The organism is Psychroflexus sp. ALD_RP9, from assembly GCF_017311165.1.
In the GTDB taxonomy this organism is placed as follows: domain Bacteria; phylum Bacteroidota; class Bacteroidia; order Flavobacteriales; family Flavobacteriaceae; genus Psychroflexus.
The window spans coordinates 501,957-518,213 of sequence record NZ_CP062973.1 but is presented as its reverse complement, the minus strand read 5'-3'; the positions used below and the strand labels follow the sequence as shown (position 1 = coordinate 518,213).

Sequence of the window (16,257 nt, the reverse complement as noted above, 5' to 3'; positions counted from 1 at the left end):
TGCAATTAAATCTAATTGCAATGACTAATTCAAAAGTAAAAGGACTTGGACTGACTTATGACGATGTTCTATTAGTTCCAGCATACTCAGATGTTCTGCCTAGAACAGTTAGTATTCAAAGTAAATTCACCAAAAATATAAGCCTTAATGTCCCTATAGTTTCAGCTGCTATGGATACAGTTACAGAGTCTCGAATGGCTATTGCAATTGCGCGAGAAGGCGGCATAGGTGTTTTACATAAAAATATGACAATTGAAGCTCAGGCACTTAAAGTTAGACGTGTTAAGCGTGCTGAAAGTGGTATGATTATAGACCCTGTTACATTACCAATAACTGCTACTGTTAAAGATGCTAATGATAGCATGAGAGAACACAGCATTGGAGGAATTCCTATAGTTGATGACTCTAAAAAATTAATAGGAATAGTTACAAATCGTGATTTACGTTTTGAACAAAAAAATGACAGGCCAATTAAGGAAGTTATGACAACCGATAATTTGGTGACCGTAAGTGAAGGAACATCACTAAAAGAGGCTGAAGTTGTTTTACAGCAGCATAAAATAGAAAAACTTCCTGTGATTGATAATGAAAATAAATTAGTAGGCTTAATCACCTTTAGAGACATTACAAAACTAACTCAAAAGCCAGCTGCTAATAAAGATGAATTCGGGAGATTACGCGTTGCTGCAGCTCTTGGCGTTACAAACGATATAGTAGAAAGAGCTTCAGCACTTGTGAATGCAGGTGTAGATGCTGTTGTAATTGATACAGCTCATGGACATACAAAAGGTGTTGTTGAAGTTTTAAAACGTATAAAGAGCAAATTCCCAAAACTAGATGTTGTGGTAGGAAACGTAGCTACCGCAGAAGCTGCAAAATATTTAGTTGATGCAGGTGCTGATGCTGTTAAGGTGGGTATTGGTCCAGGTTCAATTTGTACAACTAGAATTGTTGCTGGTGTTGGTTATCCTCAACTTTCAGCAATAATGGAAGTTTCAGAAGCTATTAAAGGTACTGGTGTACCTGTTATAGCTGATGGTGGTATTCGTTATACAGGCGATATACCTAAAGCTATTGCTGGCGGTGCCGATTGCGTCATGTTAGGTTCATTATTGGCAGGAACTAAAGAGTCTCCTGGAGAAACCATTATTTATGAAGGTAGGAAGTTTAAATCTTACCGTGGAATGGGTTCAATAGAGGCCATGGACAAAGGCTCAAAAGATCGATATTTCCAAGATGTTGAAGCTGACATCAAAAAATTAGTACCTGAAGGTATCGTTGGTCGCGTGCCTTATAAAGGTGAGTTGGTAGAAAGTATGGTGCAATTTATCGGAGGCTTGAGAGCTGGTATGGGTTATTGTGGTGCTAAAGATATTCAAACGCTTAAAGACAGTGCTCAGTTTGTGCAAATTACAAGTTCAGGTGTGATGGAAAGTCATCCGCATAGTGTTTCAATAACTAAGGAAGCGCCAAATTATAGCAGATAAATAAATGTATTCTTAAACTTAAAAAGCCGTCAAAATTTACTTTTAACGGCTTTTTTATGTTTAAAACATTTGCCTAGTTTCCTATCGCTTTTTGGTCTTCTTCACTAATTTCAAGTCCAATTCTTTTCATGACTTTAATAGTTAAGTCATATTCTGGGCTTATGTAAATTAAGCTTTGATTTTCATTAAAAACTTGAGTAAAACCTTCTTCTTTAACAATAGCTTCTAGTGCAACAGCTATTTTTTGATATAATGGTCTTAGCAATTCATCTTGCTTAATTTGTAATAACTTACTTGAATTTTCTTGTAATTTTTGTAGATCGGCCTCAGCAGCACGTATTTTTTTCTCTCGTGCAAGTCGAATAATTTTGGTTAAAGATTCGCGCTCATTGTTATATTTCTCTAACATTTCACGATAATCGTCATATTTCTGCTTGATGCTAGCATCTAATTCTTCACCATAAGCGGTTAAATCTTTTTCAACTTGTTTTATTTCTGGCATTTGAGATAAAATATACTCATTGTTAATTGTGCCAACTTTGGTTTGTGCTTGTAGAGCTGAGAAACTTACAAGACAAATCATAATAGTAATTGCTTTTTTCATCATTCTTAAATTTGCTGCAAATTACGCTATATTTTATTACTTTAACAAAGCCTTATTTAAGCGAGGCAGAATTACCATTTTCTATATAATCTTTAAAATCTTTCATGATTATTTTAGAACGTTCTTTAAAAATTGAAGGCAATAGTTTACTAATCATCTTCATGTATCCTGAAAATTTAAATTCGCTTTTAGATTTCCATAACGTAGAACCTTCAACTTGCTGAAAATAATTTTTTTGAATACTTACTAATCCAGCGCTACGATATTCAGCAAACCATTCATAAGGTAAGTTCTTATAAATCATTTCTTCTCGCATACTAACTGTGCTAAGATCTAAATCAATTTTTAATTTTCTTACACTACCAACTTCACCAGCTTTACCTTTAATCAAGCGTGATTTTAAAAGTCCTCTTTGCCAGTGTTTAAGCTGTTTTTCATCCTCAAATATCTCAATTACCTTATCTAAGGTTGTATTAATGGTAATTTCTTCAACATATTTCATATTCAAAATTAAAAAGCCATCATTTTACAGCCGCTAAATAATGTTTTTTTATCATTATTTAAACATTGTGTGAGGTTTTTAAATTATTATTTTTGTTCAGTTTTAAAATATTGAAAATGAAATTTGCTATTAAAATAGTTGTTTTTTTAGTTGTTATACAATTAAGTTTTGCACAAAACTACAGTTCTGATGATGTCTTGTTCACCATAGAAAATAAGGTGTTTACTGCTGCAGATTTTATAGAAAATTATAAGAAGAATCTTGACATTGTTGTAGATGAAAGCCAGAAAGACGTAGATCATTATCTTGATTTATATATTGATTATCAACTTAAACTTAGAGCTGCTGAAGATTTAGGTATTGATACGAGTCAGAGTTTCTTGAAAGAATATAAACGTTATTATAAGCAATTAGCTGATAATTATATTGCTAATGGTGACGTAACTGAAGCAATGTTGAAAGAGACTTTTAATCGAATTAAAACTGAAGTTAGAGCTAAACACATTCTAATAAAAATCGAAGGCAATCAACCTCAAGACACTTTAAAAGCCTACAATAAAGCTTTAGCAATTGCAGAACAAGTTAAAAAAGGTGCTAATTTTTCGAGTTTAGCAAAAAAACATTCAGCAGACCCTTCAGCAAAATTAAATGGTGGAGATATGGGATGGTTTAATGCCTTTAAAATGGTTTATCCTTTTGAGTCTGCGGCTTATAATCTAAAACTTGGTGAGGTTTCTCAACCTGTAAAAACTCGATTTGGTTATCATATTATTCAGAAAACTGGTGAACGTGAGTCAAGAGGCAAAATTAAAGTGTCACATATTATGATCACACCTAAGCCAAACGACTCTACTTTTAGCGCAGAACAGCGTATTAATGAAATTTATAAGCTCACTAAAACTGAAGATTTTTCAGATTTAGCCAAGCAATATTCAGCAGATCAGAATACTGCTAAAATAGGTGGCGAGCTGCCTTATTTTGCTGTTGGTGGTTTAAATGACGATAATTTTGAAGATACCGCTTTTGCTTTGGCTCAAGTTGGTGACATCTCAAAACCTGTAAAAACAAAATTTGGATGGCACATTATTAAACTTTTAGATGTAAAACCTCTTGAGCCGTATGAAGCGCAAAAAGAAGATGTAAGACGTCAAGTAAAAACATCATCTCGCGCAAAATTGATTAATAAAAAAATAGCCGCAAATTTAAAACAACGCTACAATCCTAAGTTTTCTAGAAATCATTTCATGTTAATTTCAGACGAAATCTCAGGCTTAATTGAAAATAATAAATTTAGAGTTGATAGTGTCTCAAATATTGACTTGCTAAAATCTGTTTTTTTAAAAATTCAGGATGAAAGTTACTCATATAAAGATTATTTTAAATATCTAGAACTCAATCAACGTACATACAAAAATCAAAATTCTCCTATTGAAGTGATTTCAGCTTCTAAAGAGGACTATCTTTATGATAAGTTAATTAAGTTTCATCGAAGCAATTTGGTTAATATTAATCCAGAATTTGCAAAATCTATAAAGACTTTTAAAGAAGGTATTTTGTTATTTGAAGTTATGGAGCAACAGATTTGGGAACCAGTTACCAAAGACTCAATAACACAGAAAACTTTTTATGAATCTCATAAAGATGAGTTTTTTTCGAAAGCTTCAATCCAAGCTAAATTGTTTTCAACAACAAAAAAATCAGTTTTAAAAGACGTTCGTAAAGCTTACATTAAATTTAAAAATCAATCTAAAGATTCGATATTTACACCACATCAAGATAATGTTATAATAGAAACTGATAAATTCACAAAAGAATCTACTAAATTACCGAAAGTTTTTTTCAATAGAAATGGTGTAACAAAAATCAAAAAACACAATAATACCTTTTTGTTTATAGACATTTTAAGTAAATCGCCATCTCGACAACTCACGTTTAAAGAAGTTCGAGGTAAAGTTATTAGCCAATTACAAAAATTGAAAGAAAATAAATGGTTAAATGAACTTAGAAATCGTTACAAAATAAGTATCAAAACAAACATATTAAATAAAATTGAAGAAACTCTTGAAGATAAATAAACTAATTTTTAGCTTAATAATTTTAAGCTTGGGTTCTTGTCAACTATTTAGCGTTCAAGAAGAATCTGAAGTTTTAGCGAGTGTAAATACACATCAACTTTATAAAAGTGACCTAGTTGAAGCAATGCCCAATCAAATTACTAAAAACGATAGTGCTATTTTTGCTCAAACTTTTATTGAAAAATGGGCTACCGATAAAATTTTAATAGATCGCGCGAAATTAAATCTACCTAAAAGCCAACAATCTTATTTTGATAGTCTAGCTAAAGATTATCGTGACGAATTACTTAAAAAAGCTTATTTAAACGCCGTTGTAGAAAAACAAGCCAAAACTCAAATAGATAGTTTAGAAATTGTTAATTACTATGAACAAAATAAATTAAACTTTAAGCTTAATGAATCACTTCTACAAATACGATACATCGTCTTAAAACAAGACATTCAAGGATTTAAAGCAATAAAAAAAGCATTAATCCGTTTTGATGAAACTGATCGAAGTCAGCTCTCAAATCAATCATTAGAGTTTAAAAGTTTATTTTTAAATGATTCTACTTGGGTGAGAAGCATAGATATTGAAAAAGAACTAAAACCCTACATTGAAGACTTTGATTTAGAATTATTTAATAGAAAAGGCTTTGTAGAAAAAAATATAAAAGATACGTTTGTGCTGATTTACCTGAAAAACAAATTATCAAGAAATGACCAGGCACCATTGAGCTACATAAAACCAACAATTCGACAAATTTTGCTCAACAAAAAAAAGCTTCAGGTCTCACAACAAATTCAACAAGAATTAAAAAATGATGCTATACAAAATAATGAATTCAAAATATATGAATAATTTTAAAACACTTTATTTAAGTTTTCTTCTTTTAGCTTCGCCATTTACATTTTCACAAGTAACTGTTGATGAAAGCGATAACTTATTAAATAAAGTTAACCAAAAAGAAAAAATAGATTCAGTAAAATCTAACGCAATAGATCGTGTAAAAATAGATGGCGTCGCTGGTGTTGTTGGTGATTTTTTAATTTTAGAAAGCGACATTAAAAAGCTTTTTCAAGATGCAAAATCTCAAGGTTATGAAGAAAACATAGATTATTGTGATTTAGCCGAGCGTCTAATGGAAAATAAGTTGTTAGCACATCATGCCATTCAAGATAGTTTACCGTTTAATATAGGCCGAGTTTCAGCCTACACAGAACAACAAATGGGTGCATTAGTCCAGCGAACAGGTAGCTTACAAAAGCTGTTAGAATTTTATAATTACGATACAGAAGAAGAAATGCGAGCCGAATTACAACGAATTAATCGTGAAAAAATGCTCGCTGATGAAATGCAAGGATCTATTGTAGACGGTGTTGAAATAACACCAGAAGAAACAAGAAACTTCTTTGAAAGTATTCCTGAAGATGAAAGACCTTTAATCGGTAACGAAGTAGAGATTGCTCAAATAGTTATAGAACCTGAGGTTGGAGAAGAAGAAGAGCAAGCAGTTATAGATAAATTAAATGGATACAGAGACGAAGTTCTTAATGGTGCAAGTTTTGCGACAAAAGCAATTTTATATTCAGAAGATTTAGGTTCACGCCGTAAAGGAGGTAAAATTACATTATCTCGTGAAGATCCCTACGTTAAAGAATTTAAAGAAGCCGCATTTAGTTTACGCGAAGGAGAAGTAAGCCGACCATTTAAAACAGAATTTGGATACCATATCCTAACAGTTGATAAAATCCGCGGTCAACAAGTTGATGTACGTCACATTTTATTATATCCAGAAGTCACAAAAAAAGCAGTAGACAAAGCTAAAGAAGAAATAAAAAGTATAAGACAAAAAATAATTAACGGAGAGGTTAGTTTCGCCGCCGCTGCACGAGAAGCCTCAGACGAGAAAGAAACAAGAGAAAGTGGTGGCCAGCTTATCAATAGTGCTACAGGCGACACAAAGTTTGAATTGTCTAAAATAGACCCAAGCATCTATGATCAAGTTGTTAATCTTAAAGAAGGTGAAGTGTCACGTGTTTTAACTGATACAAAGCCTAGAACTAGTGAGGTGTTTTTTAAAATTATTACCGTAACTAATAAGATTGAGGAACATGTTGCAGATTTTAATAAAGACTACACCAAGATTAGAGAACTCGCACTACGGCAAAAGCAGACAAAAGCCATAGAAAAATGGAAAAAAGAAAAGGCAAGAGAAACTTATATTAAATTAAATGGAGCTTATAAATCATGCGATTTTGCTGAAGATTGGCTAAATAATTAAATTATGTCTGAAACTAAAGTCATCGATAATTTTGTTGAAAAGTATAATCGATTAAAGACAGAAATCGGAGGAGTAATTATTGGCCAAGATACTGTCGTATCTGAAATATTAATTTCAGTTTTCTCAGGAGGCCACGCTTTGCTAATCGGTGTGCCAGGTCTTGGTAAAACGCTTATGGTTAATACAATAGCAACCTGTTTAGGTCTTGATTTTAAACGCGTTCAGTTTACACCAGACTTAATGCCTAGTGATATTTTAGGTGCTGAAATCTTAGATGAAAGTCGGCAGTTTAAATTTTTGAAAGGTCCTGTTTTCGCAAATATTGTTTTGGCTGATGAAATTAATAGAACACCGCCAAAAACACAATCAGCTTTATTAGAAGCTATGCAAGAAAAATCGGTTACAGTAGCTGGGCATACATACAAGTTACCAAAACCATATTTTGTATTAGCAACTCAAAACCCAATCGAACAAGAAGGAACTTATCCTTTACCAGAAGCCCAGTTAGACCGATTTATGTTTGCGATAAACTTAACTTATCCGAGTTTCCAAGAAGAAGTAGACGTTGTTAAATCTACGACTAATACATTCATACCTCAGCTCAAACATGTATTTAATGCAGAAGAAATTTTGTCAGTTCAGCAAATTATTAGAAGCATGCCCGTAGCCGATAATGTTATTGAATATGCTGTCCAACTTGTTTCTAAAACAAGACCGTTAGAGGCTAGTGCTGCTGAGATTGTGAAAACATATATTGAATGGGGTGCTGGACCTCGTGCCTCACAAAATTTAATTTTAGCGGCTAAAACCCATGCCGCGACTAAAGGAAAATATTCACCAGATATTGAAGATATCAAAGTGGTTGCCGAAGGTATTTTAAGACATCGTGTAGTTAGAAACTATAAAGCTGTCGCTGAAGGAATTGGTATTAATGAAATTTTAAAAGAAATACTTTAAATACAAGTAGCTTATCTAAACTGATTATAAATTGAAGATCAATTTTGGTATTTTTAATCTATTCAAATTATAATTTTATGAGATATTGAATTTTTTCTTATGAAAATAGTTTTTTTCGTAAAAAACAGTACTAAAAATGATCTTTTATTGAATAATATATCATTTATATTCCTTTTCTTTATTGATTTTTAAAGTTATAGGACTTTTCTTATTTTTGTGCAATAACTTAAAACTATATTTATGGCTTTTGATATTGATATGATAAAGCAAGTTTATAGTCAAATGGCAGATCGCGTAGAAAAAGCGCGTGAAACAGTAGGAAAACCATTGACGCTTGCAGAGAAAATTTTATATTCTCATTTATGGGATGGAGAACCAAGCAAAAACTTTAAAAGAGGAAAAGATTATGTAGAGTTTTCTCCAGACCGTATTGCATGTCAAGATGCGACAGCTCAAATGGCTTTGCTTCAATTTATGCAAGCCGGTAAAGATAAAGTTGCAGTCCCAACAACAGTTCACTGCGATCACTTAATTCAGGCCAAGCAAGGTGCTAACAAAGATCTTGCTCGAGCTAATGATACCAGTAAAGAGGTTTTTGATTTCTTAGAATCTGTTTCTACCAAATACGGTATTGGATTTTGGAAACCAGGTGCAGGAATAATTCATCAAGTTGTTCTTGAAAATTATGCATTTCCTGGCGGAATGATGATTGGTACCGACTCACACACCGTAAATGCTGGTGGCCTTGGTATGGTAGCTATTGGAGTTGGTGGTGCAGATGCTGTTGATGTAATGGCAGGTATGCCATGGGAATTAAAATTTCCTAAATTAATAGGTGTTAAGTTAACTGGTCAACCACAAGGTTGGACAGCTGCCAAAGATGTTATATTAAAGGTCGCTGAAATACTTACAGTAAAAGGTGGTACAGGTTGTATTGTAGAATATTTTGGCGAAGGAGCAAAAAACTTATCATGTACAGGAAAAGGTACTATTTGTAACATGGGAGCTGAAATTGGTGCTACAACTTCAACCTTTGGTTATGATGATTCTATGGAGCGCTTCTTAAGAGCAACCGATCGAAGTGAAATCGCAGATGAAGCTAATAAAATAAGAGAACACCTAACAGGTGATGATGAAGTTTATGCAAATCCTGACCAATATTTCGATCAAGTAATTGAAATTGACCTCAGCACTTTAAGACCTCATTTAAATGGGCCATTTACGCCAGATTTAGCTACCCCAGTTGGAGAACTTGGCAAAAAAGCAAAAGAAAATGATTGGCCAATAAAAGTAGATTGGGGTTTAATAGGGTCTTGTACTAATTCTTCCTACGAAGATTTAACAAGAGCTGCTTCAATCGCTAAGCAAGCTGTCGACAAAAAACTAAAACCAAAGTCTGATTTCGGAATTAATCCAGGCTCTGAACAAATTAGGTTTACAGCAGATCGTGATGGTTTGCTACAGGTTTTTGAAGATTTAGGAGCAACCATTTTTACTAATGCCTGTGGACCATGTATTGGTCAATGGGATAGAAGCGACATGAAAGGTGATGAGAAAAATACTATTGTTCACTCCTTTAACCGAAACTTCTCGAAACGTGCTGATGGTAATCCTAATACACATGCTTTTGTAGGTTCCCCAGAAATGGTAGCTGCAATTGCAATTTCAGGCCGTCTAGATTTTGACCCAATGAATGATACTTTAATTAATGAAGATGGAGAAGAAGTAAAACTAGATCCACCACAAGGTATTGAATTACCTGAGCTTGGTTTTGATGTTGAAGATAATGGTTATTTACCTCCTAAAGAAGACGGTAGTAATGTTGAAGTTAAAGTAGATCCTAATTCAAGTAGAATTCAGCTTTTAACACCTTTTGAACCTTGGGATGGTAAAAACATAACAGGAGCAAAATTATTAATAAAAGCACATGGTAAATGTACTACAGACCACATTTCTATGGCTGGACCTTGGTTAAAATATAGAGGTCACTTAGATAATATCTCTGATAACTGTTTGATTGGAGCTGTAAATGCATTCAATATGAAAACTAACTTTGTAAAAAGTCAGTTAACAGGTAAATACGATGCCGTACCTAAAACTCAGCGTCAGTACAAAGCTGAAGGTATTCCGACAGTAGTAGTTGGAGATCATAATTATGGTGAAGGTTCTTCTAGAGAACATGCAGCTATGGAGCCTAGACATTTAGGTGTTCGTGTAGTTATTGTTAAATCTTTTGCTCGTATACACGAAACTAACCTTAAAAAACAAGGTATGTTAGGCTTAACTTTTGCAAACGAGAACGATTACGATTTAATTCAAGAAGATGACACATTTAACTTCTTAGATTTAGATCAGTTTGCAGAAGATAAACCTCTAACAATAGAATTAGTTCATGCAGATGGTTCAAAAGATACAATAAAAACAAACCACACGTATAATGAAACACAAATTAATTGGTTTAGATTAGGCTCTGCTTTAAACATGATTAAACAGCAAAATAAAGCTTAATTACTTGGCTTATTTTTAACGAAAAAACCACCTTTTTGGGTGGTTTTTTGTTATATTTTAGCTATATGAAATTACCTGAAAATAACAATAAGCAGTCTTGGTTCAAGCGCCATTGGAGTAATATTCTTTTTGTGGTTATACTTGTTTTATTAATTGTTCCTCAAACTCGATTGCCCATTCAAGTAGCACTTAATAAACTTATTGCATTTAGCCCATCTGAACTAAGTCAAGACCAACAAGAACATATCTCAAATTATGATTGGTTGTTAGAAAGAGACAATGAGAAAATTAATTTTTCAAACTCTAAATCTAAAGTTGTAGTTATAAATTATTGGGCGACTTGGTGTGGACCATGTATTGCTGAAATGCAAAGTCTTCAAGATTTGTATAATAGATATAAAGAAAATATCGATTTTTATTTTATTACTTCTGATGATAAAACTAAAGTTAATACATTTTTGAAAAATAATAATTATAATTTACCAGTTTACTACAGCTTGTCTGTACCACCAGAAAAACTGCGTAGTTCTAGCTTGCCAACAACTTATGTAGTCAGCAAGCAAGGAAACATAATAATGTATAAAGTCGGTGCTGCCGATTGGAATTCAGAAAGTGTTCACAATACTTTAAATCGATTAATCAAGTAATAATGAAGCAATTTGTAACTTTAACTGAGTTTAAGTTTAATTCGTTTCAATCTAAGTTATGGGCTTTTTTTATGATGCAATTTGCACACCAATCCCTTTCTAAAGTTCAAGGACAAGAATTTTATAAGCTATTTGGAAGCGGTAAATCTAATTTTAATCCTTTTCCTGATTGGAGTACTTATGCTATACTTCAAACGTGGAAATCAAAAGAAGATGCTACCAACTTTTTTGAAAAATCTCAACTTTACAAACGCTATAGGCAGCAATCGAAACAGCATAAAATTATAGAAATGCAACCTATTCAATCGCGCGGTTTGTGGAATAGCAAAAATCCATTTCGTTTTAAGTCTTCTGAAATTTCAAATACTCCATCTGATTCTAAAATAGCTGTGATCACGCGTGCAAGTATTAAGCCTTCAAAGCTACTTGAATTTTGGAAAGCAGTGCCAAACTCACAAAAACCTTTACAAAATGCAGTTGATTTAATATATACTAAAGGTTATGGTGAAGTGCCTTTTTTTGAAATGGCCACTTTTAGCTTATGGAAATCTATCGAGGGTTTAAATAAATTTGCTTATCAAAGTCAAGAGCATGTAAACGTGATAAAAAAAACACGTCAGATTAATTGGTATAGTGAAGAATTATTTGCGCGGTTTAGGGTGCTAGATATTAAAAAAATTACTTCAACTTAAATCCCGATAAAATGTGCTTTCCAAATGCCTTGATAAATGGAGTTGAAGTTAAATTAGATATGATAGAAAAATCTTCAAGCAAGTTTGATTTTTCGTCAAGGAACTTAAAAATTGTTTCAATTTTATTGCGTTTATACATTTTATAGAAAAGCATCTCTCCAAAATTATTTTGATGACTTAACACATCTAAAAATAACTTATCGTAATGTTTGTATTTAGATGAAGAACTTGTTGTTAGCTTTTGCCTATTAAGAAGTTTTCTAACGATATGATCGGCTTGGCGTTCACAATTTTTAAAAGCATATCCAGTTGAAGCTTTTACCCAACCACCAGCTGTACCAATTTTAATGATTGAGTCTGTTGAATATTGCTCAAAAGGAAAATTAGTCATAGGGATGTTGCCTTGTTCCACACTAATAATTTTGTATTTGGGTGCATTTTTGTGTTCAAGATACTTGTTTAAAAATTGATCGTAAATATGATTGTCAACAAGATTTGGTGTAAAATAAGTAAACTCAACTAAGGCTTTCGTGGTAGAAATTGGTAATATATAAGTAAAGCTTGTTGATTGGCCATCCTTGATGCTAAAATCCATCATTGTGAAGCGTTCAGGATTAAAAAAATGATTTTCAGTTTCTATAAACCAACCTTTAAAATGTTGATTAATTTTATAATATTTATTCGGTGAGAAAAAATCTTTTGTAATTCGGCTATCAAATACCAATTGAGAGCTAAATGTATATGTTTTTGTAATCACTTCAACTTGACCGTTTGCCGACTCACTAAGTTCTATAACTTCATCTTTTAGCCAATGTATGTTTGGTTCAAGTTCAATTTTAGTTTTGGCAAATTCATAAAAATCAATCGAGTTTAACATTTTATAACGATACTGGTTTAAGTTAAAATCAATCGCTTCATTTTTAGCTGTTACTCTACCACGATTCCATGATTTAGTAAGTATTTGATTCCAATTACCTTGTTCTTTTTCCCAAAAACACCAGGTTTTATCATTTTGTTTTTTTAAACCAGGCTCAATGATTAAAAGCTTTTCATTACTTTTTAGTAGGTTTTGTCTTAACATCGCTAAAGTGAGATGTAATCCTGCAGCACCAGCACCAACTATGATATATTTAAAAGTAGACATAGAAGTAGATGAAAAAGATGAGTTGTGCGATATAAATATTTAGAGCAATTTTAAAGTTTCCTAATACTTTAAAGTGCAGAATTGTAAGATTAAAAATATAAGCAAAAGCAAACCAAGCGATGTAATTACTTAATGGAACAGTAGAGTTATCAAACCTCCAAAAGTCAAATTTAGGAGCAGAAGCTTCCATAAAAAAATCTAAGAGAAGCATTAATGATGCACCAATAAAGGCTTGAAAAAACAGCGATAGTTTAGGTGTAATATAACTTGCTAATTTAGCCGTTACTAAACTTAATATTCCCCAGTTTATACCGATTAACAAAGGAACACCAAGTAGCTTAACGCCTAAATTTTCGCCATACTTATAATCTCCAAAAAACCATCCATAATTAACACCTAAGACTTCTGCGAAAAAGCCTATAATTGAAACTAGAAAAAATAAAACAAAACTTTTTGAATTTAACAAGTTGTAGGTTAAAATTACAATGCCTAAAAGTACTAACAGATTAATACTTGTTTTTGGCATAAACCACGATTTATAGCCTAATGAAATACCTATAATTCCAGAGATATGGAACAGCCAAAGCACACTAATGGCTAGGTTTTGATGTTTATTTGTTATGGTCATGATAAACAAGATCTGAGACAATTTTGCCTGAGAGTAAGCAAAGCGGAATACCACCGCCAGGATGAACGCTCCCGCCACAAAAATACAAGTTGTTTAATTGGGATGAAAAGTTAGGATGTCTTAAAAAAGCCGCAAATTTATTATTACTAGAAGTACCATAAAGCGAACCTTTAAAAGACGAAGTTTCTTTTTCAATTTCAACTGGTGTTAAAACATGCTCATTAGCAATGTAGTTTTCTATTCTAGTATTTAAGACACGATTAATTTTATTGATTATTTTTTCTCTGATGTAGGTAGTTTGCTCTTTCCAGTTTTGGTTGTCATTAGTTGGTGCATTAACCATTACAAACCAATTTTCATGGCCTTTCGGAGCGTCCGATTCAACTTCCTTTGATGTAATATTAATATAAACAGTTGGGTCTTTGTAAAAGTATTTTTTATTAAAAATATGGTTAAACTCGGCTTTGTAGTTTTCTGAAAATAAAATATTATGTAAATCTAATTCAGGGAATGTTTTAGTGATTCCCCAATAAAAAATTAATGCCGAACTTGATCTTTCTTGATTTAATGTCTTTTGCGGAGGCTTTAAATCTTTCAAAAATGATTGATAAGCTGAAAAAACATCCATGTTGCAAACCACAATGTCAGCTTCAATTTCGGATGAATCAGTAACTACAGCTTTAGCCTTATTTTTGTGAGTCTTAATAGTTTCAACCCTTGTGTTGAGTTCAATGTTAATTCCAACATCTTTTGCTAATTTAGTTAAGCTTTGTGAAATATCATGCATACCGTTTTCTGGAAGAAAGGTGCCTTTATACATCTCTAGATACGGAATCATACTCATTATGCCAGGTGTTTTATAAGGTGACGACCCATTATAGGTGGCGTAACGATTAAACAACTGGGTGAGTTTTGGGTTTACAAAAGCTTTTTCGTTTACACTATTAAGATTTGTATTTAAGTCTAAAACCCCAATATCTTTAATGGCTTTTAGCGTATCTAAAGATAAGTAGGTTTTAAATTGATGTAGTGATTTTTCTAAAAACAAGTTAGAAGTTAACTGATATTTTTTTTCAGTTTTCTTAAGATATGATTTTATATTTTCAATAGGTTCATTGAATGTGTGGCTCGCTTCTGAAATAAATTTATCTAAGTTTGCACTTGCTGAAAAACGAAGTCCGTCTTCCCAAAAGTAGTTGCAAATATTTTTTTTACGATGATAGTTGAAGTAATCACTTGGTTTTTTATCATACAATTCAAATAATTCGTCTACTAAATAAGGAAGCGTAAATAAAGAAGGCCCAAGATCAAACCGGTAAGCACCTCGATTTATGGCATGTAATTTTCCACCAGTATAATTATTTTGTTCTACAATAGTGACTTCATAGTTATTATGCCTTAAACGTAGCGCAGACGCCAATCCAGCAATTCCGGCACCAACCACAATAGCTTGTTTACCCATTAAGATAAGTATTTCTTAAAATATTTTATGGGAGGTAAAAGCATTCCAAAGCATTCTCCATGTTCCTTTCCCAGATGTTTGTGATGCATTTTATGTGCACGTCTTATTGCCTTTGCGTACCAGCCATCAGCTTTTCGAAATAATTTAAATCGTTGATGAATAAAAATATCATGCACCAAAAAATAGGCTAAACCATAGGCGGCAATTCCTGCGCCAATAGCAATACCAAAACGAATATCACTCATGAAAAAGTACATGCTTACAATAGCGTAGAACACAAAAAATAAATCGTTACGTTCCCACCAAGAATTATGATCTTTCTTGTGGTGATCTTTATGTAAAGACCATAAAAAACCATGCATGACATACTTGTGTGTAAACCATGCCATAAATTCCATTGCACTAAATGTAGCTAAAAATATAGTTAGCCATAATACTATTTCCATCATATTAAATTAAGTCTACAAGATAGGTAAGATTGCGCAAGTAGGCTAGCTTTTTGATAATCTGGTACTCTAATTCTTTTCTTTTTTATTTCTAAAGAAGGTGTGTTTTTTAGCTTTTGCAAGAGTTTTGAATAATATACATAAGCCGTATAAACACCTAGTTTAGCTTCAACAGGTAGTTTAATAATTCCTCGTAAGCCAGCTTTAAAGTCAGCTTCAATTTCATTAATGATGTCGTTTTTTGTGGCTTCATCTAAGCAATTAAGATTAGCATTAGGAAAATAAGAGCGTTCAAGTTCTTCACAATCAGCTTTTAAATCTCTTAAGAAATTAACTTTTTGAAAAGCTGAACCTAACTTCATAGCGTCATGTTTTAAAGCTTCATATTCATCTTGATTACCCTTAACAAAAACTTTAAGACACATTAAACCAACAACATCCGCAGAACCATAAATGTAGGCTTCATACTCTTCTTTTGTCAAGTATTCATTTTTAAATAAGTCCTTTTCCATACTTTCCATGAATGATTCGTACAATTCGGCTGGAATATTATACTTATGAACAGTTTCTTGAAATGCATTAAGTATTGGGTTCAAACTAATCTTGTCTTCGATCGCTTCATACATTTCAGCTTTAAATTTATCAAACAGTTTTTGCTTGTCATAATCATGAAAAGTGTCAACTATTTCATCTGCGAATCTTACAAAACCATATATATTATATATGTCTTGTCTGATTGATGGTGCTAGTAGCTTTGTTGCAGAAGAAAATGAGGTGCTGTATGATTTAGTAACAATCTTACTGCAATCTCTGGCAACATTGTCAAAAATTGATTTCATAG

General features: G+C 32.5%; 15 protein-coding genes. 8 read left to right on the top strand and 7 right to left on the bottom strand.

Annotated elements, in window-relative coordinates:
• The first annotated feature begins 20 nt into the window (after positions 1 to 20).
• The gene (gene guaB / locus IMZ30_RS02410; RefSeq protein ID WP_242529691.1) at positions 21 to 1,487 is read left to right on the top strand and encodes an IMP dehydrogenase; all 1,467 of its coding nucleotides are present in this window, start codon (positions 21 to 23) and stop codon (positions 1,485 to 1,487) included.
• 73 nt (positions 1,488 to 1,560) lie between these two features.
• Here the strand turns inward: guaB and IMZ30_RS02405 are convergent, their stop codons facing one another.
• Both IMZ30_RS02405 and IMZ30_RS02400 read right to left on the bottom strand, forming a co-directional pair.
• Positions 1,561 to 2,091, bottom strand: coding sequence for an OmpH family outer membrane protein (locus IMZ30_RS02405; protein WP_207038958.1), 531 nt, complete (start codon positions 2,089 to 2,091; stop codon positions 1,561 to 1,563).
• Between the two features lie 52 nt (positions 2,092 to 2,143).
• Positions 2,144 to 2,593: an SRPBCC family protein gene (locus tag IMZ30_RS02400; protein WP_207038957.1), complete on the bottom strand. Its 450-nt coding sequence runs from the start codon at positions 2,591 to 2,593 to the stop codon at positions 2,144 to 2,146.
• Between the two features lie 116 nt (positions 2,594 to 2,709).
• On the opposite strand from IMZ30_RS02400, the gene IMZ30_RS02395 reads away from it, so the two are divergent.
• From IMZ30_RS02395 to IMZ30_RS02365, 7 genes are all read left to right on the top strand, one after another.
• Positions 2,710 to 4,668: a peptidylprolyl isomerase gene (locus tag IMZ30_RS02395; RefSeq protein WP_207038956.1), complete on the top strand. Its 1,959-nt coding sequence runs from the start codon at positions 2,710 to 2,712 to the stop codon at positions 4,666 to 4,668.
• Positions 4,655 to 5,509, top strand: a complete 855-nt coding sequence (locus IMZ30_RS02390; protein WP_207038955.1) for a hypothetical protein — start codon at positions 4,655 to 4,657, stop codon at positions 5,507 to 5,509. The genes IMZ30_RS02395 and IMZ30_RS02390 overlap by 14 nt, the downstream gene beginning before the upstream one ends.
• Positions 5,502 to 6,932: a peptidylprolyl isomerase gene (locus IMZ30_RS02385; protein ID WP_242529690.1), complete on the top strand. Its 1,431-nt coding sequence runs from the start codon at positions 5,502 to 5,504 to the stop codon at positions 6,930 to 6,932. Before IMZ30_RS02390 ends, IMZ30_RS02385 begins: the two co-directional genes overlap by 8 nt.
• A 3-nt stretch (positions 6,933 to 6,935) precedes the next feature.
• Entirely contained in the window at positions 6,936 to 7,889 is a 954-nt protein-coding gene (locus tag IMZ30_RS02380) for an AAA family ATPase (RefSeq protein WP_207038954.1), read from the top strand.
• A 240-nt stretch (positions 7,890 to 8,129) separates the two neighbouring features.
• Entirely contained in the window at positions 8,130 to 10,397 is a 2,268-nt protein-coding gene (locus IMZ30_RS02375; RefSeq protein ID WP_207038953.1) for an aconitate hydratase, read from the top strand.
• 65 nt (positions 10,398 to 10,462) lie between these two features.
• Positions 10,463 to 11,044, top strand: a complete 582-nt coding sequence (locus IMZ30_RS02370) for a TlpA family protein disulfide reductase (RefSeq protein ID WP_207038952.1) — start codon at positions 10,463 to 10,465, stop codon at positions 11,042 to 11,044.
• Between the two features lie 2 nt (positions 11,045 to 11,046).
• The gene (locus tag IMZ30_RS02365) at positions 11,047 to 11,736 is read left to right on the top strand and encodes a DUF3291 domain-containing protein (RefSeq protein WP_207038951.1); all 690 of its coding nucleotides are present in this window, start codon (positions 11,047 to 11,049) and stop codon (positions 11,734 to 11,736) included.
• On the opposite strand, the gene IMZ30_RS02360 is transcribed toward IMZ30_RS02365, so the two are convergent.
• Genes IMZ30_RS02360 through IMZ30_RS02340 form a run of 5 tightly spaced genes read right to left on the bottom strand, consistent with a single transcriptional unit; the run spans position 11,723 to position 16,255 of the window.
• Positions 11,723 to 12,880, bottom strand: a complete 1,158-nt coding sequence (locus IMZ30_RS02360) for a lycopene cyclase family protein (protein ID WP_207038950.1) — start codon at positions 12,878 to 12,880, stop codon at positions 11,723 to 11,725. The two genes, IMZ30_RS02365 and IMZ30_RS02360, sit on opposite strands and share 14 nt — an antisense overlap.
• Positions 12,867 to 13,508, bottom strand: coding sequence for a carotenoid biosynthesis protein (locus IMZ30_RS02355; RefSeq protein WP_207038949.1), 642 nt, complete (start codon positions 13,506 to 13,508; stop codon positions 12,867 to 12,869). The genes IMZ30_RS02360 and IMZ30_RS02355 overlap by 14 nt, the downstream gene beginning before the upstream one ends.
• Complete coding sequence (gene crtD / locus IMZ30_RS02350; protein WP_207038948.1) at positions 13,492 to 14,970, bottom strand: 1-hydroxycarotenoid 3,4-desaturase CrtD; 1,479 nt, start codon at positions 14,968 to 14,970, stop codon at positions 13,492 to 13,494. The genes IMZ30_RS02355 and crtD overlap by 17 nt, the downstream gene beginning before the upstream one ends.
• Positions 14,970 to 15,416, bottom strand: coding sequence for a sterol desaturase family protein (locus tag IMZ30_RS02345; RefSeq protein ID WP_207038947.1), 447 nt, complete (start codon positions 15,414 to 15,416; stop codon positions 14,970 to 14,972). The genes crtD and IMZ30_RS02345 overlap by 1 nt, the downstream gene beginning before the upstream one ends.
• Entirely contained in the window at positions 15,416 to 16,255 is an 840-nt protein-coding gene (locus IMZ30_RS02340) for a phytoene/squalene synthase family protein (RefSeq protein WP_207038946.1), read from the bottom strand. Before IMZ30_RS02340 ends, IMZ30_RS02345 begins: the two co-directional genes overlap by 1 nt.
• Between the last annotated feature and the right edge of the window lie 2 nt (positions 16,256 to 16,257).

Bases quoted from the DNA above. Each gene is read 5' to 3' on its own strand.
- guaB (WP_242529691.1), top strand. From the start codon at position 21: ATGACTAATTCAAAAGTAAAAGGACTTGGACTGACTTATGACGATGTT.
- IMZ30_RS02405 (WP_207038958.1), bottom strand. From the start codon at position 2,091: ATGAAAAAAGCAATTACTATTATGATTTGTCTTGTAAGTTTCTCAGCT.
- IMZ30_RS02400 (WP_207038957.1), bottom strand. From the start codon at position 2,593: ATGAAATATGTTGAAGAAATTACCATTAATACAACCTTAGATAAGGTA.
- IMZ30_RS02395 (WP_207038956.1), top strand. From the start codon at position 2,710: ATGAAATTTGCTATTAAAATAGTTGTTTTTTTAGTTGTTATACAATTA.
- IMZ30_RS02385 (WP_242529690.1), top strand. From the start codon at position 5,502: ATGAATAATTTTAAAACACTTTATTTAAGTTTTCTTCTTTTAGCTTCG.
- IMZ30_RS02380 (WP_207038954.1), top strand. From the start codon at position 6,936: ATGTCTGAAACTAAAGTCATCGATAATTTTGTTGAAAAGTATAATCGA.
- IMZ30_RS02375 (WP_207038953.1), top strand. From the start codon at position 8,130: ATGGCTTTTGATATTGATATGATAAAGCAAGTTTATAGTCAAATGGCA.
- IMZ30_RS02370 (WP_207038952.1), top strand. From the start codon at position 10,463: ATGAAATTACCTGAAAATAACAATAAGCAGTCTTGGTTCAAGCGCCAT.
- IMZ30_RS02365 (WP_207038951.1), top strand. From the start codon at position 11,047: ATGAAGCAATTTGTAACTTTAACTGAGTTTAAGTTTAATTCGTTTCAA.
- IMZ30_RS02360 (WP_207038950.1), bottom strand. From the start codon at position 12,880: ATGTCTACTTTTAAATATATCATAGTTGGTGCTGGTGCTGCAGGATTA.
- IMZ30_RS02355 (WP_207038949.1), bottom strand. From the start codon at position 13,508: ATGACCATAACAAATAAACATCAAAACCTAGCCATTAGTGTGCTTTGG.
- crtD (WP_207038948.1), bottom strand. From the start codon at position 14,970: ATGGGTAAACAAGCTATTGTGGTTGGTGCCGGAATTGCTGGATTGGCG.
- IMZ30_RS02345 (WP_207038947.1), bottom strand. From the start codon at position 15,416: ATGGAAATAGTATTATGGCTAACTATATTTTTAGCTACATTTAGTGCA.
- IMZ30_RS02340 (WP_207038946.1), bottom strand. From the start codon at position 16,255: ATGAAATCAATTTTTGACAATGTTGCCAGAGATTGCAGTAAGATTGTT.